Below are 20502 nucleotides of genomic sequence, written 5' to 3'. Positions count from 1 at the left end.
CTTAGAAGAGAGGATGAGATTCATGCCGTTTCGCCTAAAACCTCATAAACCATACTCTTTTTTCATCGAACATACCGAACGGAGTGGATCCAAGCTCTTTGCCGATCAACTGCATGATCAGTTGGCAAAGGAGACGCATCGTCCGATTGTCCTCGTTTGTATCGGCTCCGACCGTTCCACCGGTGACTCGCTCGGACCGCTCGTCGGCACGTTCCTTGAGGAGCGCTTTGTCCGCAATATCCATGTGTACGGCACGTTGACAAAACCGGTCCATGCGCTGAACCTTGTCGAGACGCTCCATGAGATTCAGACACGGTTCCATCGCCCCCTCATCATCGCCATCGACGCTTGCCTCGGTCGCTTGTCGAGTGTCGGTTATATCTTCTTCTCAGAAGGACCGCTCGCCCCAGGTGCCGGTGTTCAAAAAGAACTCCCTTCGGTCGGCGAATACAACATTAAAGCCGTCGTCAACGTAAGTGGCTTCATGGAAATGATGATTTTGCAAAACACGCGCCTCCACCTCGTCTATGAGCTGGCCCGTTTCATCACCGACGGGTTCGTCGAGTTCGACTCACGCATCGGGCGGCTCCATCAAGAAGAGGCGGCCATCACCCGACTTCGTCAGTCTCGTGACGAATCGAAATCTTGAGGCGATAACAACGTCAATAGATGTTCCAAATCGTCTTGCGAGAAATACTTCAGCTCGAGGACGCCCCCTTTTCGACGCGGGCGAATCGATACATCCATTTGAAGACGTTCCGCTAGCACCGCCTCGACGGCTTCCACGTCGGCGTCCGAGCGTTTGAGCGTCTTTTTTTCAATGCGCTCTTTTTGTAAATAGCGCTCGAGTCGGCGGACCGTCCATTGCTCGGCGATGACGCGACGGGCAATCTGTTCCATCGCCTGAACCGATTTCATGCCGGTGATGGCCCGGGCGTGGCCCATCGTCAACTCACCGACCATGACCGCATGCTGGACCGCACTCGGTAACCGAAGCAGTCTCAGGCTGTTCGTCACATGGCTCCGACTCTTGCCGACGCGTTCGGCCAGTTGTTGCTGGGTCAATCCGAGCGTTTGCATCAACTGTTCGTAGGCGAGCGCCTCTTCGATCGCGTTCAAGTCGGCACGTTGAATATTCTCAATCAAGGCGAGTTCCATGACGCGGTCCGAGTCGGCCGTGACAATCAATGCCGGGATATCCGTCTTGCCGGCCAATTGAGCAGCCTGAAACCGACGCTCGCCGGCGATGATTTCATAAAACCCACTCGCTTTACGGACGACGATTGGTTGCAACACACCATAACGTTCAATCGATTGCCTGAGCTCGTCTAGCTTTTCTGGTTCGAACTGCTTACGGGGCTGGTTCGGGTTGGGACGAATGTGTTTAACCGGTAACCGTTCCATCATGATTCCTCCATTCCTTCTGACTGATAGCTATAAAAAAAGCACAGGCTCACTTTTGTGGCCGTGCTTTCGGGATTCGAATTCGAATTTCAACAAATTCGTCTTCTTCGACTTCCTCGGTCTGGACTTCAATCCCGGTCTTTCCGATCAAACTGACCGAGTCCCGGATCGTATTGAGGGCGATTCGCGTGTCACGTGCGAAACTTTTCGTCCGACGGCGTTGCTTTTTCGGTTTCCGCTTCTCTTCTTCAATCGGTGTCGTCAAGAAGGCGACGCGTTCTTCCGTCTCTTTGACGTTAAAGTCCTGCTCTATAATCTCCATGAGTACTTGGAGCTGGAGTCCTTCCTCTTTGAGCGGCAAAAGCGCCCGAGCGTGACGTTCATTGATTTGGCGGTCGCGCAAACATTGCTTGACGTCGTTCGGCAATTTCAACAGGCGTAGTTTATTGGCAATCGTCGACTGACTCTTGCCGAGACTCTTCGCGAGCGCGTCTTGTGTCAGACCTTTCATGGCGAGCAGACGATCGTACGCCTCCGCTTCCTCAATCGGACTGAGCTGTTCGCGCTGCAAGTTCTCAATCAATGCCAGAGCGGCAGTCGTATCGTCATCCATCTCCCGGACGATGGCCGGAATGACCGACCAGCCGAGCGATTTAACGGCGCGGAAGCGGCGTTCCCCAGCGATAATCTCGTAGCGTCCCTCTTCTGCTTTTCGGACGACGATTGGCTGCAGGAGACCATGTTCATCGATTGTGACAGCGAGCTCTTCGATTTTAGCCGGCTCGAATACTTTACGCGGTTGATAACGGTTCGGGAGAAGCAACGATAACGCGATGTCTTGAACCGCGTCATTCGGTTTGACTTCTGCGATTTCTGTAACCGCCACTTCTGGACGACTTCCGAACAGTTTAGCAAATGTTTTCTTCAACGTCGGCACCCCTCTATGTAAAAAATAAGCAGATTCCACTACCGGAATCTGCTTTTAGTTTCACGTGAAACACTATTGCTCAGATTAGCGGCTCTTTCGCTGGGGTACCCGCTTTACGTGGATATTTCCCAGGCGTTTTTCGTAATTTATCTACAATTACGATATTACGCTCACTCATCTCTCCTGGCAATAGGAACTGGTGTGTCGTTTTTACTTTCCCACCGAGCACGGCCAAGGCGTTTTTCGCATCGACAAGCTCGTCGGAAACCTTCGCTGCTTTGAGCGCTACGAACGTTCCGCCGACTTTTGCGAGCGGTAAACAGTACTCGGCGAGCACCGTCATCCGGGCAACCGCACGGGCGGTTACGACATCAAATTGCTCACGAAATTTTTTATTTTTTCCAAACTCTTCGGCGCGTCCGTGATGGAACGCCACACCTTCTAACCCGAGCGCGAGCGCGAGTTCGTTCAAGAACGTGATCCGCTTGTTAAGCGAGTCGATAATCGTCACGTGAAGGTGCGGGAATAGAATTTTGAGCGGCAAACTCGGGAATCCAGCCCCGGCACCGACATCACATACGGTATCCACGTTTGCGAAGTCGAAATGGAACGCCGCACTGAGCGAGTCATAGAAATGCTTCAAATACACTTCTTCCTTGTCCGTGATCGCCGTCAAATTCATCTTCTCATTCCACTCGACGAGCATCTCGAAATACAGTTCGAACTGAGCGAGTTGTTTCTCGCTCAATTCAAACCCTTCTGCCTGCAGCGCCTCAATAAATTGGGATTGGTTCATCGTTTCACTCCACTGTCGCGTATTGTCCTTGCTCGATATAGACAAGAAGAATCGAAACGTCCGCCGGGTTTACCCCGGAAATACGTGACGCTTGTCCAATCGAGAGCGGACGAACTTGTTTTAGTTTTTGTTTCGCTTCCGTCGCAAGACCACCGATTGCATCGTAATCGAGTTTCTCCGGAATCCGTTTTTCTTCCATCCGACGCATCTTCTCGACTTGCTCAAGCTGCTTCGAGATGTAGCCTTCGTATTTCACTTGAATCTCGACTTGCTCCGCCACTTCAAACGGCACTTCGATCGGTGCCGGTGCAAAGCGCATGAGCGTCGCGTACGTCACTTCTGGCCGCTTCAAAAGAATACTGGCATGCGTCGCTTCTTTGAGCGGGTTCGCGCCAACTTCTTCGAGCACGGCGTTCACGTCAGCGGACGGTTTGATGACGAGTCCGTTGAGACGCTTCACTTCTGCCGCGATGGCGACTCGTTTGTCTTCAAGGTGGGCATGACGCTCTGGTGACAATAGACCGACCTCGTGGCCGATGTCGCTCAAACGAAGGTCCGCATTGTCGTGGCGCAAAAGCAACCGATACTCGGCGCGGGATGTGAGCAGACGGTATGGCTCGTTCGTCCCTTTGGTCACGAGATCATCAATCAAGACGCCGATATACGCCTGTGAGCGGTCCAAGATGACCGGCTCTTTGCCGAGCACTTGGCATGCGGCGTTGATTCCGGCCATGATGCCTTGTCCGGCCGCTTCTTCATAGCCGCTCGTCCCATTGATTTGACCTGCCGTGAACAATCCGCCAACCGTCTTCGTCTCGAGTGTCGGCCAAAGTTGCGTCGGTACGACTGCATCGTACTCAATCGCGTATCCAGGGCGCATCATCTCTGAGTTCTCAAGCCCTGGAATCGTCCGGAGCATTTGATGCTGAACGTCTTCCGGCATACTCGTCGAGAAGCCTTGCACGTAAATTTCTTCCGTGTCGCGACCTTCTGGCTCGAGGAAGATTTGGTGACGCGGTTTATCGTTGAACCGGACGACTTTATCTTCAATCGATGGGCAGTAACGCGGGCCCGTCCCTTTGATGGCACCTGAGTACATTGGCGAACGATGCAAGTTCTCATCAATCAATTGGTGCGTCCGCTCGCTCGTGTAGGTGAGCCAGCACGGGATTTGCTCGATCGGGTCGAGGTCTTTCGATGTGTAGGAGAAGAGCGACGGATTGTCGTCCCCTGGTTGAATCTCCGTCTTCGAGTAATCAATCGTCTTGCCGTCGATGCGTGGCGGTGTCCCCGTTTTGAAACGAACGAGTTCGAGCCCGAGCTCTTCTAAATGCTTCGACAATTCGACCGAAGGCATCTGGTTGTTCGGACCGCTCTCATACGACAATTCGCCGATAATGATTTGACCGCGCATGAACGTACCCGTTGTGACGATGACCGCTTTCGAGCGGTACTCCGAACCAGTATTCGTGACGACGCCGGCGACTTTTCCGTCTTCGATGAGAAGTCGTTCGACGAGCGCTTGACGAAGCAATAGGTTCGGTTCGTCTTCAAGCACTTTCTTCATATGATTTTGGTATTGGAATTTGTCCGCTTGCGCCCGTAATGCGCGCACTGCTGGACCTTTTGATGTGTTGAGCATCTTCATTTGAATGTACGTCGCATCGATCGCCTTCGCCATTTCGCCGCCAAGGGCATCGATTTCGCGAACGACGATCCCTTTCGCGGGACCACCGATCGATGGGTTGCAGTACATGAATCCGACCATATCCGGATTCATCGTGAGCATCGCCGTTTTCGCGCCCATGCGCGCCGAAGCCAGCGCGGCCTCGATTCCCGCATGACCAGCTCCGATGACGATGACATCAAACTCGCCTGCCGTGTAAGCCATAGTTGTTCCTCCTTATTATTTCCCAAGACAAAACTGTGAAAAGAGTTGATCAATCAAACTTTCTTGAACGGTGTCCCCGTTGATTTCGCCGAGCGTATCCCACGCCCGTCGTAAATCGATTTGGACCATATCAATCGGCAAATTCATGGCGGCGCTTCCGAGCGCCTCATCGATTTGTTCGATCGTCCGTTTGATGAGCTGAATGTGTCGTGCGTTCGAGATATATGTCATATCCTGTGATTCGACGCCTTTGGCGAAGAACAAGTTCGAGATCGCCTTCTCCAATGCATCGATTCCCTCTTCTAATAAGAGAGACGTCGCCACAATCGGGCGACCTGCCGCTAGTTTCTCCAGCTTAGAAGAATCCATACTTTGTGGCAAGTCCGTCTTATTGATGATGATGATGGCATTCATACCAGCAATCGCCTCAAACAAGGCCTCATCCTCGACAGTCAGACCTTCGTGCCCGTTCAAGACGAGCAAAATCAAGTCCGCCCCGGCGAGCGCCTTGCGCGATTTCTCGACACCGATCCGCTCGACGATATCTTCCGTCTCCCGAATCCCTGCCGTATCAATCAATTTGAGCGGAACGCCTTTGACGTTCACATACTCTTCAATCGTATCGCGCGTCGTTCCTGCGATTTCCGTGACGATCGCTTTCGTCTCTTGTACGAGCGTGTTCATGAGCGATGACTTGCCGACGTTGGGTCGACCGATAATCGCTGTCGCGAGCCCTTCTCGTAAAATCTTGCCTTGTCGCGCCGTCTCAAGTAGCTGCTCGAGCACGCGCTTCACTTCGCCCGCCTTGTCTTCGACGATGGCCTGGGTCATCTCTTCGGCGTCGTATTCCGGATAGTCGATATTGACCTCGACCGCCGCAATCGTCTCAAGCAACAATTGACGCAACTCGCGGACGAGCCGTGACAAACGTCCTTCCATTTGTGACATGGCGACGTTCATAGCCCGATCCGTTTTGGCACGAATCAAATCCATGACGGCCTCGGCTTGCGACAAATCGATCCGTCCATTCAAAAAGGCGCGTTTCGTGAACTCGCCCGGTTCTGCCAAGCGGATGTCCGGTTGTTCAAGAATCAGTTCGAGGACACGATTGACCGCGACGATTCCTCCATGGCAATTGATTTCGACGACGTCTTCTCGCGTGAACGTCTTCGGTGCGCGCATGATGCTCACCATGACTTCATCGACGACCTCGTCCGTGCCAGGACGTTTCAATTTTCCGTAATGGATCGTATGTGACTCCACTTTCGTCAAATCTTTTCCAGAAAACACACGGCCCACCGTCTCGACGGCGCGGTCACCGGACAAGCGGACGATTCCGATTGCCCCTTCACCCATCGGCGTCGAAATCGCCGTAATCGTGTCAAACTCTAGCATCATCTTTCCCTCCCATACTTCTTACTACTTCCTCTATCTTATGCATAACGCACCTACTATACACGATATTTGTCTCGAACGAAAGAGTCCGACCTCTCGAGCAACGGTTGCATTTTAAGGAATTACTTTAGTACAATAAAGGAATATATTTCCATGGAGGACGTGATAAAATGCGACAGCAAGATGCCATCGCCACATTGACTACCAGCCTCATCTCCGATACGGACGTGCAGGCCATTTTCTTGAAAGGATCGTTCGGGCGTGGTGAAGCGGACGAACATTCCGATGTCGACTTGTACGTCATGGTCGCCCCTGACAGCCTGAATGAGTTCTTGTCGCGCCGCCGCGACCATCTGGCCACATATCGCCCGATTCTACTCGAGGACGAAATCGATATCGTAGCCCCGCAACTGATCGTCGTCTATGATGATTTCTTGCATCTCGACTTCTTCACGGTGACGGCGGACACGTTGAACCATCAAGACACAATCACGGTGCTGTATGATCCGGAACATCGACTGCAACATCACTCGAGTTCGCTCACCTTGTCGGATGAAGACTTAAGCGGACACGTGTTTGATGCGATTTGGTTCTTTTTCCAATATATGAAAGCCCGTGACCGCGGCAACGATGTCTGGGCCGTCGAGATGCTTCGGCAAGGCATGAGTCATTTCGCCTATGTGCTCGCCGCTCATTACGAACCCGAACGGGCCGCACTCGGGTTGAAAGACGTGGCCGCCCGACAGCGGATTGAAATCCGGACCTTTTATGAAGCGTTGACACCCGACCATCATGCGACAGCCGCTCGATGGTATATCTCCCGTCTCGAAGTCGAGCGTCCCTTCTTCGAGACGACCGTTGCGTTCGAAGTGATTCGTCCGTTTTTCGACCGACTCGTCATCCGTGAAAAAAGCCGCTCCTAATGTGAGCGGCTTTCGTTTATGCTTGCTGGCGTCTCGAGGAGCGGAGTGTGAAATAGAGCACCCATTCGATCACCCCGACGGCGATGAGAAAACCGCCGAACAATTGGAACAAAACGAGCAGGCTGTCAAACGGGTTCGCCAACATGAGTAGGCCAATCCCAATCCACAATAGACTGCTGAGCATGAAGTACATCCACCGATTGGCGATGGTCCGGCGAAATCCGACGGCTTGAATCAACCGGATGATGCCACCAAACAAGAATAAGGCGCCGATAAAAATCGGGAGCAGACTTGCCAACGTTTCAGCGAAGAAAAAGACGATTAACGCGATCAATAAATAGATGATTCCCATAAAAAACCGGCTGGGAGCCCGTCCCGTTTGTGCCGCAACCCTTGAATGATGGCGACGAGACCGATGATGGCAAAGTAAGCCGCAACCAAATAGACGATCGCATCAAAAAAGATGCGCGGATACAAGATGATGAGTAACCCGATTACCACGTAAAGCGCCGCTTGAATGAACGTCGACCGTTCCAACCGTTTGATGAGCGTCTCCATATGAAAGACCCCTTTCTGATTCGACGATTTCGACCACTGCTTTGTTTATTCCCGGATTTAAGGTTGATCTATCCCGAACGACAAAAAAGGCTGTGGATTGGTTATCCACAGCCTTAGCGTTTATTTACGTTTTTTCTTTTTTGCCTTTTTTTCTTCTTCTGCGAGTACGGCACGTTCTGCTTCTTTCGCAGCGATTTTCGCTTCAGCTTGAACTTTCATCTTCTCACGCATCGGGAGCATGATTGCCATCGTCACGATAATCGAGATGATGTAACCGACGACCCAGTACATCGAAAGGGCGGCTGGAAGCGTGATCGACATGACGAAGATCATCACTGGGAAGATGTAGAGCATCATTTTCAATTGTGGGTTTTGTTCTTGGCCCGCCATTGAGATTTTTTGCTGTACAAACGTCAAAATCGCTGCCAGAATCGGCAAGATGAACGTTGGATCTGGTGCCCCGAGGTCGAACCAGAGGAACTGTGCTTCAAAGATTTCAGGTGTCCGACGGATCGCATCATAGAACGCGAACAAAATCGGCATTTGAATCAAGATTGGCAAGCAGCCCGCGAGCGGGTTGATTTGGTACTCTTGATACATTTTCATCATTTCTTCTTGCAGTTTACGTTGCGTCTCTTGGTCTTTCGAGCTGTACTTCTCACGCAGCTTGAGCATTTCCGGCTGCAACACTTGCATCGCACCCATACTCTTCGTCTGCTTGATCATAAGCGGTAAAATCAAGAGGCGGACGATAATCGTCGCGACGATGATCGAGTAACCGTACTGCCACGTCCCACCAATTAAGTAAGCCGCTTCTTTCAACAACCATGCTAGTGGCCAAACAAAGTATTGCGACCAGAAGCCTTCCGTCTCAGCCGTAATCGGCTCTCCTTGGATCGTCGATGGGTCGACACAGCCAGCCATCAACATGATGACGCCGGTCATGACAGCCAACAATCCTAATTTTAGCTTTTTGCTCATAGTTCCCCCTACGCTTTCTTTATCGATTCTTTTGTTTCATCACACGTCTATCGGTCAATCCTAATTAGTTCGCGTTATATATGAAAGAACGAGCTCGGATTGTTATGATCGATCGACTTGTCTCTGCTTCCAAACTTTAGCCCGTTTGAATGCGTGTTTCAAGCTTTCTGTCACTTCATCTTGCGTAAGCGACGTCGCTGGTTTGCGCGCAATGATGACATAATTGTGCGGAGCCACGTTCGGTTCGAGCAAGCGAAGCGATTCACGCATCAATCGTTTCATCCGGTTTCGTTCCACGGCATTTCCCAGCTTTTTGCTGACCGAAAGTCCAACCCGGAAGTGCGCTTGATCCGCTTTCTGCGTGTAGACGACAAACTGACGATTGGCCACGGAGCGTCCTTCACGAAACACCGCTTGGAACTCTTCATTCTTTTGCAGGCGGTATTCTTTTTTCAAAATTCTCACTCCATCCTTCGCTTCAAAAATCGTCAACTAACATCATACCATATCCCATTCGTTTCAACGAGAGTGAATCAGCTTTTTCCGTCCGTTTGTGTGAGTTCTGTGACGATACAAAAAAAGATTGCCCAAGGAGGATTCCTCGGGCAATCTCATAATCTGTATTAGACAGTCAAGGCTTTGCGGCCTTTACGACGGCGAGCTGCAAGAATGTTGCGGCCGTTTTTAGTCGCCATGCGTGCACGGAATCCGTGGACTTTCTTACGCTTACGGTTGTTAGGATTGAAAGTTGGTTTCATTGTTAAAGCACCTCCTCAAGGTTAACGCTCTATTAGCAAGTTATAGTTTCATTTAAGGCAGTCTTTAAGATTATATAAACTGTTGTCTAGATTGTCAATGAGTTTTCGCTAGGTTTTCAATTAGGATGAAATCCTTCGGACGGGAAGGGGACAATCACCTCCGGATGGCATGATCTAGAAGAAACGGAAGTAATGAATCACATGGAGAATTAACAATCCGCCAGTGACTTTTTTACAAATAGCTGTCTAAAGCCATTTTATCCACATATCCCAAGAGTTATCCACACTTATATGTGAATAACTCCTCTTCTTTCAACAATTTTACGATTCCATTTTTTAATTTTTCATTTTCTTCTCTTGAAAAAATATTCTCCACAATTCCTTCTTCCTCTTTTGTGTATAACTTTTCTGTCTATATCTTATCTCACTGCTAATTATCCACAACATATCCACAGTTTATCCACACTATACACAGCATGTGGATAACTGCCTGTGGATTCTTTTTGCAGTCTGTGGATAAATATCAAAAACCGTTGCCACGTCTATTTTATTTTGATAAACTGAATGTGCACAAACTTGTGGATGAACTTTTAGCAATTCCAAGATATACACAGGCTGTGGATAACTGTTATCCCCAACATCAACACCATGTGGATAACGTTATCCACAGTTTTTGTTCTCTGGGGATAACCCTATTATCTACTATAGAATAGTGTATGTGTATATCGTGTGAATAAGTTTCGCCAACATGTGAGTAAAGGAGGTCTTTCATTGAAGAATGCTCGCGAGATTTGGAGAAATGTTTTATCTCTGATTGAGGAAGAGGAACGAACACCAAAAGCCAGCTTTGATATGTGGTTGAAATCAACAGAAGGAATTTCGTTGATGGGGACGACACTCGTCGTGTCCGCGCCAGCCAGTTTCATTGTGACTTGGCTTGAGCGTCAGTACTTGTCATTGTTACAAGATACGATTGAAGAAGTAACGAACAACAAGCTTGAGATTCATTTTATCGAGGAATCACAAGCACACAAGTATGCACCTGCGGATGGATCGAAAGAGACGATTGCTGCCACAGAAATGAAAGAACAGCCGCTTCCGGTACTACCAAAAGAGGAAGGGAACCTCGGACAGCTGAATGACAAGTACATTTTTGAGACGTTTGTCATCGGGTCGGGTAACCGATTTGCTCACGCTGCCTCGCTCGCTGTCGCAGAAGCGCCGGCGCGCGCCTATAATCCGCTCTTCATTTATGGAGGAGTCGGGCTCGGCAAGACGCATTTGATGCATGCGATTGGTCATTACGTGAAAGGGCAGAAGCCTGGCGCACGGATCGCTTACGTATCATCTGAAAAGTTCACGAATGAGTTTATCAACTCGATTCGTGACAATAAGACCGAAGAATTCCGCAACCGCTATCGGAACATTGATGTTCTCTTAATCGATGACATTCAGTTCCTAGCCGGGAAAGAACAGACACAGGAAGAGTTTTTCCACACGTTCAATGCGCTTCATAACGATCAGAAACAGATTGTGATTTCGAGTGATCGACCGCCTAAAGAGATTCCGACGCTCGAAGATCGTCTTCGTTCGCGGTTCGAATGGGGTCTTATCACAGACATCACACCGCCTGACCTTGAAACACGGATTGCCATCTTACGCAAGAAAGCGACGGCAGAAGGACTGGATATCGCAAACGACGTCATGCTGTATATTGCCAACCAAATCGACACGAACATTCGTGAACTCGAAGGGGCGTTGACGCGCGTCGTGGCCTATGCCAAGCTCGTCGGTCGTCCGATTGACCCGGATGTCGCTGCTGAAGCGTTGCACAACATCATGCCGGTCCAAGAAGCGAAGAAAATTGTCATTCGGGACATTCAAGAAATCGTGGGCCGTCACTTTAATATTGAAGTCGATGAACTGAAGGCGAAGAAACGGACGAAGACGCTCGCATTCCCTCGTCAAATCGCGATGTACTTATCACGTGAGATGACGGAAAGCTCGCTTCCTAAAATCGGGGAAGAGTTCGGTGGACGCGATCACACGACAGTGATTCACGCCCATGAGAAAATTAGTACGTTGCTCAAGCACGATCCGGAGATGCAAGAGACGATTCAGACGTTAAAGAAAGCATTGTCATAAAACGCTTCAATTTCATTGTGGATATCCTGTGGATAAACCCACATAGTTATCCACAAGTTATTCACAGGCGTAATGGCTCAACACCAGTGGTTAAAGTGACTTATCCCCAGTATCCACAGCCCTTATTACTATTATGACTTAAATAATACTATTATTATTAACTATATGACTCAGTTCACTTAGGAGGAATTATCCACATGCATTTAACGATTCAGCGAGATGTATTCATGCAAGCCGTACAAGATGTATCAAAAGCTGTTGCTTCCCGAACGACGATTCCAATCCTCACAGGATTAAAGCTTGAAGCCCATGCCGATGGGTTGACGCTCACAGGTAGCGATACGGAAATTTCAATCGAACGCTTAATACCGATTGAAGAAGGCGGAATCGAACTCATTCAAATTCAACGAGCAGGTAGCGTCGTGCTCAATGCACGTTTCCTCGGTGAGATCGTTAAAAAGTTGCCGACGAATGAAGTGACACTCGAAGTGTCTCCGAACTTTATGACACGAATTGAATCGGGACAAGCCGAGTTCCATTTGAACGGACTCGATCCAGATGAATACCCGCGCCTGCCTGAACTATCAAGCGAGCGTCGTTTCTACTTGCCGGCCGATTTGTTGAAGACGATTATCCGTCAAACGAGCTTCGCTGTTTCTGGACAAGAGACACGTCCTGTGTTGACAGGGGTCAACTTCTCTGCCGAAAAAGGATTCTTGACGTGTGTCGCAACGGATAGCCACCGTCTGGCACTTCGCCGGGCACGGTTTGAGACAGACAACGATTTGACGTTCCAAAATGTCGTCGTCCCAGGCCGCTCATTGAACGAACTCGCAAAATTGCTTGATCGGGAAGAGTTGCCAGTCGAAATCGTGTTGACGGACCAACAAATCTTGTTCCGCTTGAAAAACATCTCGTTCTTCTCGCGTCTACTCGACGGAGCATACCCAGATACATCACGCTTGATTCCGGAAGAATACCGGACAGCGGTCCGCATGAACGCGAAGGACTTCCTCCAAGCTATCGATCGTGCGTCATTGCTTGCACGCGCTGATCGCAATAACGTCATCAAGTTTGTCGCTGAAGAAGCGACGACGGTCGAAGTCTCCTCTCATTCTCCAGAAGTCGGGAAAGTGTCAGAGCGCGTCAGCATCCTGTCGCTTGAAGGAGAAGAGTTAAAAATTTCATTCAACTCGAAATTTGTCATGGATGCGCTTCGTGCGCTTGATGCTTCAGAGATCGAAATCCAGTTCACGGGTTCGATGCGTCCGTTCATCTTGCGTCCGGTCGAGCAAGATAGCGTCCTACAGTTGATCTTGCCAGTCCGCACGTCTTAAGTCAGACTGAGCAGATTCGGGGATGATGAGGTGTTTCACCTTGTCATCCCCATTTTTGCCTTATTCGACGTTTTTCGATAAACTAATAAGTATGGCGATTTTTTGTACTAAGTATGAAAGAAAGGAAGTGACGACATGAAAAAAGTGTCGATTACAACCGAGTATGTAACGCTCGGACAATTTTTGAAGTTGGCTGATATCATTTCAAGCGGAGGCCAAGCGAAGTTCTTCTTAGAGGACATTCAAGTGAAAGTGAACGGTGAGGTTGATCAACGTCGCGGACGCAAACTACGCGATGGGGACACGATTGAGGTCGAAGGTTTCGGAGACTTCCAAATCGAGGGTAACTAACGTGCATTTAAAGTCGATCCGATTGCAAAACTACCGCAACTACGAAACCCTCGAGCTAGATTTTTCAGAACAGACGAACGTTCTCATTGGTGAGAATGCCCAAGGGAAAACGAATCTGCTCGAATCGATTTACGTACTTGCGCTCGCAAAGTCACATCGGACGACGCAAGACCGTGAACTGATCGGCTGGGAGGCGGATGCAGCGATGGTCGAGGGACGGATTCATAAACGGACCGGGGAGACGGTCCAGTCGCTCACGTTTTCACCGAAAGGGAAGAAAGCGAAATTGAACCATCTCGAACAACGCCGCCTCAGCGATTATGTCGGCGCTTTTAACGTCGTGCTGTTCGCACCCGAAGACCTTGCCATCGTCAAAGGTAGCCCGCAAGGACGACGACGGTTTTTAGATATGGAAATCGGGCAAGTGAGTCCTGTCTATTTACATGAATTGAATCAGTATTTGAAGACACTGAAGCAACGGAACGCCTTGTTGAAGCAACTGTCCATCAAAGGCGGAGACGAGACGCTACTAGAGGTGCTCACCGATCAAATGATTGAGCTTGCCGTGAAAATCGTTTCGCGACGTCATCATTTTATCGATCAGCTTGAAAAATGGGCGGGACCCATCCATTCCGGCATCACACGTGACTTGGAGACACTGACGATTCAATACGTATCGGATACATTCCAAAAAGAACGTTACCCAAAAGAGGCGATGTTTGAAACGTATCGTCAAAAGTTTGATAAAATAAGAGAGAACGAACGAAGACGAGGCGTGACGTTATTTGGTCCGCATCGAGATGACTTTGAATTGTATGTCAACAATCGCAACGTCCAAACGTTCGGTTCACAAGGCCAGCAACGTACAGCGGCTTTGTCTTTAAAGTTAGCGGAGATTGAACTGATCCACGAAGAGGTCGGGGAATATCCATTGCTTTTGTTAGATGACGTGTTATCTGAATTAGACGACCATCGCCAAACCCATCTGCTCGACACGATGGGCCAAAAAGTCCAAACCATTATCACGACGACCAACATTGATGGCATCGCTCACGAAACGATTCAACAAGCGAAGGTGTTTCACGTGAAACAAGGCGAAGTTGAAACGGAATCTGTATAACGTAAGACCAATCCATATGAACACCAATTCATGTATAGTAGGTGAACAAAACCGATGAGTAACGAAAACGAAAAACAAATGCAAGATTATGGTGCTGATCAGATTCAAGTGCTTGAAGGGTTAGAAGCCGTTCGTAAACGCCCGGGGATGTATATCGGTTCAACGAGTTCACGAGGACTCCACCACTTGGTGTGGGAAATCGTCGACAACTCGATTGATGAAGCGCTCGCCGGCCACTGTGACACGATCACGATGACAGTAGAACCAGGCAACTCAATTGTTGTCGAAGATAACGGACGCGGGATTCCAGTCGATGTTCAAAAGAAAACGGGCCGTCCTGCCGTCGAAGTCATCTTCACCGTCCTTCACGCCGGAGGTAAGTTTGGCGGCGGCGGATACAAAGTTTCAGGTGGTCTACACGGTGTCGGGGCCTCGGTCGTCAACGCGTTGTCGACGAAGCTTGAAGTGTTCGTCCGTCGTAACGGCAACGTCTACTATCAGTCATTCAAACGCGGTGTCCCACAAGGCGAACTTGAAATCGTCGGTACGACCGATACGACTGGTACAACTGTTCGTTTCTTCCCGGATGGGGATATCTTCGAAGAGACGCTCGAATATGACTTTGATTTACTCGCCACACGTTTGCGCGAACTTGCCTTCCTGAATAAAGGACTCCGCATCGTCGCCAAAGACGAGCGCAGCGATGAGACGATTGAACGCAATTATCACTACGAGGGTGGAATCAAGTCATACGTTGAACATTTGAACCGCTCGAAAGCCTCAATCCACGACGAGCCTGTCTACGTACATGGCACGAAGGATGGAATTGAAGTCGAGATTGCGCTTCAGTACAACGAAGGATTTGCGAGCAACATCTATTCATTCACGAACAATATTCCGACTCATGAGGGCGGAACGCACGAGACTGGATTTAAAACGGCGCTCACGCGTTCAATCAACGACTATGCAAAACGCTTCGGTCTCATGAAAGAGGCTGATGGTAGCCTGTCAGGAGATGACGTACGTGAAGGATTGACGGCGATTGTCTCGGTCAAACACCCGTCGCCACAGTTCGAAGGGCAGACGAAGACGAAACTTGGTAACGCCGATGCGCGTACAGCCACAGACTCGCTCTTCACAGACACGTTCGAGCAATTCTTGCTTGAAAATCCATCTGTCGGTCGATTGATCGTCGACAAAGGCTTGATGGCGGCCCGTGCCCGTCTCGCAGCGAAACGTGCTCGTGAGATGACACGCCGTAAAGGGATCCTTGAAGTCAGTTCATTGCCTGGGAAACTAGCCGACTGTTCATCGAAAGATGCATCGAAGTCTGAGCTGTACATCGTTGAGGGTGACTCGGCCGGCGGTTCAGCGAAATCAGGTCGCGATCGTCACTTCCAAGCGATTTTGCCAATCCGAGGTAAAATCATCAACGTCGAAAAAGCGAGACTTGATAAGATTTTAGCCAACCAAGAAGTACGTACGATTATTACAGCGCTCGGGACAGGGATTGCGGAAGAGTTCGATCTCGGGAAGGCTCGTTATCATAAGTTAATTATCATGACCGATGCCGACGTCGATGGCGCCCACATTCGCACACTGCTTTTGACGTTCTTCTATCGCTACATGCGTCCGCTCGTCGAGAGCGGGTATGTCTATATCGCGCAACCACCACTTTACGGCTTGAAGCACGGGAAAGACGTCACTTACGTGCAGAACGACCGTGAATTGCAAGAAGCGATTAAACAGCTTCCGGAGAATGCTCGTTACAGCGTACAGCGTTACAAAGGTCTAGGTGAGATGGACCCTGAACAGCTGTGGAGCACGACGATGAATCCAGAGACACGCTCGATGCTTCGTGTCGACCTTCAAGACGCCATTGAGGCGGATGAGATCTTTGAGACGCTCATGGGTGACAATGTCGAGCCGCGACGTGATTTCATCCAATCACATGCGCATTACGTGAAAAACCTCGATATTTAAAAAGAAGGGTAGGCAATAACGAATGGCAGAACAAGAAAATATCAAGGATATAAATATTAGCCAAGAGATGCGCACCTCGTTCATGGACTATGCGATGAGCGTTATCGTGTCACGTGCCCTCCCAGACGTACGAGACGGTCTGAAACCGGTTCACCGTCGTATCCTATATGCGATGAACGAACTTGGAATTCGTGCTGACAAGCCCCATAAAAAATCGGCCCGTGTGGTCGGTGACGTTATCGGTAAGTATCACCCGCACGGTGACTCTGCCGTTTACGAGACGATGGTTCGGATGGCGCAAGATTTCAGTTATCGTTATGAACTCGTCGATGGTCACGGAAACTTCGGATCGGTCGATGGAGACTCAGCCGCAGCGATGCGTTATACAGAAGCACGTATGTCGAAAATCGCGATGGAACTCGTCCGTGATATCGGCAAAAACACGATTGATTACCAACCGAACTTTGACGGAGAAGAGAAAGAACCGGTCGTCATGCCAGCCCGGTTCCCGAACTTCTTGGTCAACGGGACGAGTGGAATCGCGGTCGGGATGGCCACGAACGTACCGCCGCATAACTTGAACGAAGTCATTGACGGCGTTCTTGCGTTGACGCATAACCCGGATATCACCATCTCCGAGTTGATGCAGTATATCCCGGGGCCTGACTTCCCGACAGCCGGCGAAATTTTAGGACGTAGCGGAATTCGCCGCGCCTATGAGACGGGTCGTGGATCAATCACGATGCGGGCCAAAGCTGAAATCGAAGTGTTGAAAAATGGTCGTGAACGGATTCTCGTTCATGAAATCCCATATCAAGTGAACAAAGCGCGCCTCGTCGAAAAGATTGCCGATTTGGTACGCGACAAGAAAATCGAAGGCATCACTGATCTTCGCGACGAGTCGGATCGTAACGGGATGCGTGTTGTCATTGAAGTACGCCGCGATGCGAATGCCAGTGTCATTTTGAACAACTTGTATAAACAAACGCCAATGCAAACGACGTTTGGGGTCAACATGCTCGCCCTCGTTGGGGGACGACCGAAGACGCTCAACTTGAAGCAAGCGATTTATTACTACATCGAGCACCAAAAAGAAGTCGTCCGCCGTCGGACGCAGTTCGATCTCGACAAGGCCGAGGCCCGTGCACACATCCTTGAAGGATTGCGCGTTGCCCTCGATCACTTGGATGAAGTCATCGCCATCATCCGCAGCACGCGGACCGGTGACGAGGCCCGTGAGAAATTGATTGCCCGTTTCGGGTTGTCGACCGAGCAGACGCAAGCGATTCTCGATATGCGTCTTCAACGTTTGACTGGACTTGAGCGTGAGAAAATCGAAGGCGAGTATCGCGAGATTCGCGCCTTGATTGAAGAGTTGCGTGCCATCTTAGGCGACGAAGAACTCTTGCTTCAAATCATTCGCAACGAGTTGACAGAAATCAAAGAGCGTTATGGCGATGCACGTCGGACAGTCATCCGTACGGATATCATCGAGCTTGAAGATGAAGACTTGATTCCAGTTCGCGACATGATGATCACGCTCACGAGCGAAGGTTATATCAAATCAATCCCAAGCGACTCGTATCGTACACAACGACGAGGCGGACGAGGCAAGCAAGGGATGGGTACGAATGACGAGGACTTCGTGTTACGTCTCTTGTCAGCTTCGACGCATGATACGATCCTGTTCTTCACGAACTTCGGTCGCGTCTTCCGCTTGAAAGGGTATGAAATCCCAGAGATGAGCCGGACTGCGAAAGGGATGCCGATTATTAACTTGCTACAAGTCGATAAAGGCGAAAAAGTCGAGACGATGATTCCGGTCGACTTCAATAGTTACTTGGCAGACAAAGCCATCGTTGAGGATGGAAGTGAAGATTCGGAAGCTGAAGTGGCAGACGAGCAGTTGTCGCTCGTGTTTATCACGAAGCAAGGACTCGTCAAACGTTCACCGCTCTCGGCTTACGCCCGCATCAATAAAAACGGACTTCGTGCCATCAGCTTGAATGATACGGACGAATTGGTTACTGTCCGTCTTGCGAAGAGCGATGACGAAATGTTGATTGTGACGCGTGAAGGGATGTCGATTCGCTTCCCGCTTGCGAGTGAAGTACGGTCGATGGGCCGTACCGCCCGAGGTGTCCGTGCGATTCGTCTGAAGAAGGATGACGATCAAGTCGTTTCGATGGAAATCGTACGCCCGACGCAAGACGTATTGATTATCACGGAAAAAGGCTATGGCAAACGAACACCGATGGAGCAATTCCGCACGCAAGGTCGAGGCGGTTCTGGAATTATCGGAATCAAGACTGACCGCGGTACCGTCGTCGGTATGCGAGTCGTGGATGAGGACGACGATATCATGCTCATGACCGAGCTCGGTGTCGCCATTCGAATCGATTCACAGACGATTTCGCAAATGGGTCGCAGTACGCGCGGTGTGAAAGTGATGAACATCGAAGACGGCGATCGTTTGGCTACAATTGCTAAATTGAAAAAAGATGAGCTAGAAGAGGAATCAGCAGATGAGATGGAGAATGGATTTGATGGTGAAGCACCAGAAACCGACCTATCGTCTGAAGTGACCGAATAAGGCGAAACAGGTCGAGCGGAGCTTCCGTTCGACCTGTTTTCATACGATCAGGAGGGATGAGCATGCGACTCGCTATTTCAAACGTGCACGTAGGTATGACGCTCTTAACATCTGTTTCTTCATTAGAGGCCGGGATTAGACTGACGAACGAACATTTACGTTTGCTCCGCTTTTTGAAAGTTGATGCGATTGAAGTTGCTCCGGTAGAACGCCGTCCCTTTACACATGAGGAAGAACACGACTTATGCGAAAAGATTCTTCAGTATGAACGTCACTACAATCAATGGGAAGAACGGATATCACCGAATCCATATGAGGCTCTTGAATTTATTCATCAGTTATTTCGCCAAGATTATCCTTTATCAGCAATCGTCAAGTTTTTCACGAACCAACCGTTACGTAAAAATCATGTGATTCATCATGCGATTTATCGGGCGCTCGTCGCAAAAACGTTATCGAAATATCGGGGGGACGAACATCGGCTTCAGTTTGACTATGGAATCGCATCTTATTTCGCCGATGCCAGTTACGCTAAAATCCGCAAATGGTCACATATGCGCTATTTTACAAAAATGGAGCGTGAGCTTCTGTATCAACATCCACTCGTATCGATGGCGATGTTACCTGAAGATCGGACATTACGGCAGCGTGTCGGTAAATTAGTGGCCGAACATCATGAGCGGCTCGATGGATCGGGCTTCCCAAATCGTCTTGAAGAGCGAGCGCTTCATCCTGCCTCTCCTCTGTTTATCGTGGCAGATCGTTTTTGTCAGTTGACGGCACCGCGAACATTCCGAGCTGCACTCACTCCGGAAGAAGCTTACTTCTATATGTGGCAAAATGAAGCGTACGATGGAGAGGCGCTCACACTGTTAGCTACGTTACTCGGCTTTTATGAAGTGGGTCGAACCGTTTTGTTGAGTAGTGGGGTTCGCGGGAAGATTCATCACTATACACCGAGTGTCGAACAACCGATTGTCGTATCAGAACCGACGCAAGAAACGTATGATTTAACTCGTTTAGACGAAGTACGAATCATCGCATTTCAATAATAGAAAGTGTGTTCCTTCTATATAGTGCAAAGAAGGAGCACTCTGTTTTTTTATTCTTTTAAAATATTTTATTTTTATAGTTGACGAAAGAGAATGCAGGTGCTATTATAAATGAGTCGCTAAGAGCGGCAGACGAACTTTGAAAACTGAACGATGAGGCAAAAAAAGTTTTACAATTTTTGAATGAAGCGCAAGCTTCGTCATTTTTAAAGAGCTATATCAAATTCTTTGGAGAGTTTGATCCTGGCTCAGGACGAACGCTGGCGGCGTGCCTAATACATGCAAGT

General features: G+C 49.5%; 19 protein-coding genes and 1 rRNA gene. 10 read left to right on the top strand and 10 right to left on the bottom strand.

What is annotated here, in order from left to right:
- The first annotated feature begins 22 nt into the window (after window positions 1-22).
- Window positions 23-649: a spore protease YyaC gene (yyaC, locus tag M467_RS29670; protein WP_021067858.1), complete on the top strand. Its 627-nt coding sequence runs from the start codon at window positions 23-25 to the stop codon at window positions 647-649.
- On the opposite strand, the gene M467_RS29665 is transcribed toward yyaC, so the two are convergent.
- From M467_RS29665 to mnmE, 5 genes are all read right to left on the bottom strand, one after another.
- The gene (locus M467_RS29665) at window positions 622-1404 is read right to left on the bottom strand and encodes a ParB/RepB/Spo0J family partition protein (RefSeq protein WP_021067857.1); all 783 of its coding nucleotides are present in this window, start codon (window positions 1402-1404) and stop codon (window positions 622-624) included. The two genes, yyaC and M467_RS29665, sit on opposite strands and share 28 nt — an antisense overlap.
- A 49-nt stretch (window positions 1405-1453) precedes the next feature.
- Window positions 1454-2332, bottom strand: coding sequence for a nucleoid occlusion protein (gene noc / locus M467_RS29660; protein WP_021067856.1), 879 nt, complete (start codon window positions 2330-2332; stop codon window positions 1454-1456).
- Window positions 2333-2411: 79 nt separating this feature from the next.
- Window positions 2412-3128: a 16S rRNA (guanine(527)-N(7))-methyltransferase RsmG gene (gene rsmG, locus M467_RS29655; RefSeq protein WP_021067855.1), complete on the bottom strand. Its 717-nt coding sequence runs from the start codon at window positions 3126-3128 to the stop codon at window positions 2412-2414.
- A gap of 4 nt (window positions 3129-3132) precedes the next feature.
- Entirely contained in the window at window positions 3133-5019 is a 1887-nt protein-coding gene (gene mnmG, locus M467_RS29650; protein ID WP_021067854.1) for a tRNA uridine-5-carboxymethylaminomethyl(34) synthesis enzyme MnmG, read from the bottom strand.
- Window positions 5020-5034: 15 nt separating this feature from the next.
- On the bottom strand, window positions 5035-6414 hold the full coding sequence (gene mnmE, locus M467_RS29645; protein WP_021067853.1) for a tRNA uridine-5-carboxymethylaminomethyl(34) synthesis GTPase MnmE: 1380 nt from the start codon (window positions 6412-6414) through the stop codon (window positions 5035-5037).
- Window positions 6415-6584: 170 nt separating this feature from the next.
- Here mnmE and M467_RS29640 point away from each other — a divergent pair, with 170 nt between their 5' ends.
- Window positions 6585-7337, top strand: coding sequence for a nucleotidyltransferase domain-containing protein (locus M467_RS29640; RefSeq protein ID WP_021067852.1), 753 nt, complete (start codon window positions 6585-6587; stop codon window positions 7335-7337).
- A 16-nt stretch (window positions 7338-7353) separates the two neighbouring features.
- On the opposite strand, the gene M467_RS31850 is transcribed toward M467_RS29640, so the two are convergent.
- The 5 genes from M467_RS31850 to rpmH all read right to left on the bottom strand — a co-directional run bounded on the left by M467_RS31850 (window position 7354) and on the right by rpmH (window position 9634).
- On the bottom strand, window positions 7354-7689 hold the full coding sequence (locus M467_RS31850; RefSeq protein WP_021067851.1) for a DUF308 domain-containing protein: 336 nt from the start codon (window positions 7687-7689) through the stop codon (window positions 7354-7356).
- Complete coding sequence (locus M467_RS31845; RefSeq protein ID WP_021067850.1) at window positions 7668-7895, bottom strand: DUF308 domain-containing protein; 228 nt, start codon at window positions 7893-7895, stop codon at window positions 7668-7670. The genes M467_RS31850 and M467_RS31845 overlap by 22 nt, the downstream gene beginning before the upstream one ends.
- A gap of 120 nt (window positions 7896-8015) precedes the next feature.
- Window positions 8016-8876 carry a membrane protein insertase YidC gene (gene yidC, locus M467_RS29630; RefSeq protein WP_021067849.1) on the bottom strand — a complete coding sequence of 287 codons (861 nt, stop codon included), beginning with the start codon at window positions 8874-8876 and terminating at the stop codon, window positions 8016-8018.
- A gap of 102 nt (window positions 8877-8978) precedes the next feature.
- The gene (gene rnpA, locus M467_RS29625; protein ID WP_021067848.1) at window positions 8979-9332 is read right to left on the bottom strand and encodes a ribonuclease P protein component; all 354 of its coding nucleotides are present in this window, start codon (window positions 9330-9332) and stop codon (window positions 8979-8981) included.
- A gap of 167 nt (window positions 9333-9499) precedes the next feature.
- The gene (gene rpmH, locus M467_RS29620) at window positions 9500-9634 is read right to left on the bottom strand and encodes a 50S ribosomal protein L34 (RefSeq protein WP_015880216.1); all 135 of its coding nucleotides are present in this window, start codon (window positions 9632-9634) and stop codon (window positions 9500-9502) included.
- A gap of 771 nt (window positions 9635-10405) precedes the next feature.
- Between rpmH and dnaA the strand changes: the two genes are divergently transcribed.
- The 8 genes from dnaA to M467_RS29580 form a co-directional block, all read left to right on the top strand.
- Complete coding sequence (gene dnaA / locus M467_RS29615; protein WP_021067847.1) at window positions 10406-11779, top strand: chromosomal replication initiator protein DnaA; 1374 nt, start codon at window positions 10406-10408, stop codon at window positions 11777-11779.
- Window positions 11780-11976: 197 nt separating this feature from the next.
- Window positions 11977-13116: a DNA polymerase III subunit beta gene (dnaN, locus tag M467_RS29610; protein ID WP_021067846.1), complete on the top strand. Its 1140-nt coding sequence runs from the start codon at window positions 11977-11979 to the stop codon at window positions 13114-13116.
- Between the two features lie 135 nt (window positions 13117-13251).
- Window positions 13252-13467, top strand: coding sequence for a S4 domain-containing protein YaaA (gene yaaA / locus M467_RS29605; protein ID WP_021067845.1), 216 nt, complete (start codon window positions 13252-13254; stop codon window positions 13465-13467).
- Between the two features lies 1 nt (window position 13468).
- Window positions 13469-14587, top strand: a complete 1119-nt coding sequence (recF, locus tag M467_RS29600) for a DNA replication/repair protein RecF (protein WP_021067844.1) — start codon at window positions 13469-13471, stop codon at window positions 14585-14587.
- Between the two features lie 54 nt (window positions 14588-14641).
- Entirely contained in the window at window positions 14642-16570 is a 1929-nt protein-coding gene (gene gyrB, locus M467_RS29595) for a DNA topoisomerase (ATP-hydrolyzing) subunit B (protein WP_021067843.1), read from the top strand.
- A gap of 22 nt (window positions 16571-16592) precedes the next feature.
- Window positions 16593-19163 carry a DNA gyrase subunit A gene (gyrA, locus tag M467_RS29590; protein WP_021067842.1) on the top strand — a complete coding sequence of 857 codons (2571 nt, stop codon included), beginning with the start codon at window positions 16593-16595 and terminating at the stop codon, window positions 19161-19163.
- A 62-nt stretch (window positions 19164-19225) separates the two neighbouring features.
- On the top strand, window positions 19226-20215 hold the full coding sequence (locus M467_RS29585) for an HD-GYP domain-containing protein (RefSeq protein WP_021067841.1): 990 nt from the start codon (window positions 19226-19228) through the stop codon (window positions 20213-20215).
- A gap of 225 nt (window positions 20216-20440) precedes the next feature.
- Window positions 20441-20502, top strand: a 16S ribosomal RNA gene (locus M467_RS29580); the annotation flags it as partial.

The sequence above is a fragment of the Exiguobacterium chiriqhucha RW-2 genome, assembly GCF_000416965.1.
In the GTDB taxonomy this organism is placed as follows: domain Bacteria; phylum Bacillota; class Bacilli; order Exiguobacteriales; family Exiguobacteriaceae; genus Exiguobacterium; species Exiguobacterium chiriqhucha.
This window is presented reverse-complemented; position numbering and strand designations above follow the sequence as displayed.

Excerpts from the sequence above, each read along its gene's own strand:
- yyaC (WP_021067858.1), top strand. The coding sequence starts at position 23 with ATGCCGTTTCGCCTAAAACCTCATAAACCATACTCTTTTTTCATCGAA.
- M467_RS29665 (WP_021067857.1), bottom strand. The coding sequence starts at position 1,404 with ATGGAACGGTTACCGGTTAAACACATTCGTCCCAACCCGAACCAGCCC.
- rsmG (WP_021067855.1), bottom strand. The coding sequence starts at position 3,128 with ATGAACCAATCCCAATTTATTGAGGCGCTGCAGGCAGAAGGGTTTGAA.
- mnmG (WP_021067854.1), bottom strand. The coding sequence starts at position 5,019 with ATGGCTTACACGGCAGGCGAGTTTGATGTCATCGTCATCGGAGCTGGT.
- mnmE (WP_021067853.1), bottom strand. The coding sequence starts at position 6,414 with ATGCTAGAGTTTGACACGATTACGGCGATTTCGACGCCGATGGGTGAA.
- M467_RS29640 (WP_021067852.1), top strand. The coding sequence starts at position 6,585 with ATGCGACAGCAAGATGCCATCGCCACATTGACTACCAGCCTCATCTCC.
- M467_RS31850 (WP_021067851.1), bottom strand. The coding sequence starts at position 7,689 with ATGGGAATCATCTATTTATTGATCGCGTTAATCGTCTTTTTCTTCGCT.
- M467_RS31845 (WP_021067850.1), bottom strand. The coding sequence starts at position 7,895 with ATGGAGACGCTCATCAAACGGTTGGAACGGTCGACGTTCATTCAAGCG.
- yidC (WP_021067849.1), bottom strand. The coding sequence starts at position 8,876 with ATGAGCAAAAAGCTAAAATTAGGATTGTTGGCTGTCATGACCGGCGTC.
- rpmH (WP_015880216.1), bottom strand. The coding sequence starts at position 9,634 with ATGAAACCAACTTTCAATCCTAACAACCGTAAGCGTAAGAAAGTCCAC.
- dnaN (WP_021067846.1), top strand. The coding sequence starts at position 11,977 with ATGCATTTAACGATTCAGCGAGATGTATTCATGCAAGCCGTACAAGAT.
- yaaA (WP_021067845.1), top strand. The coding sequence starts at position 13,252 with ATGAAAAAAGTGTCGATTACAACCGAGTATGTAACGCTCGGACAATTT.
- gyrB (WP_021067843.1), top strand. The coding sequence starts at position 14,642 with ATGAGTAACGAAAACGAAAAACAAATGCAAGATTATGGTGCTGATCAG.
- gyrA (WP_021067842.1), top strand. The coding sequence starts at position 16,593 with ATGGCAGAACAAGAAAATATCAAGGATATAAATATTAGCCAAGAGATG.
- M467_RS29585 (WP_021067841.1), top strand. The coding sequence starts at position 19,226 with ATGCGACTCGCTATTTCAAACGTGCACGTAGGTATGACGCTCTTAACA.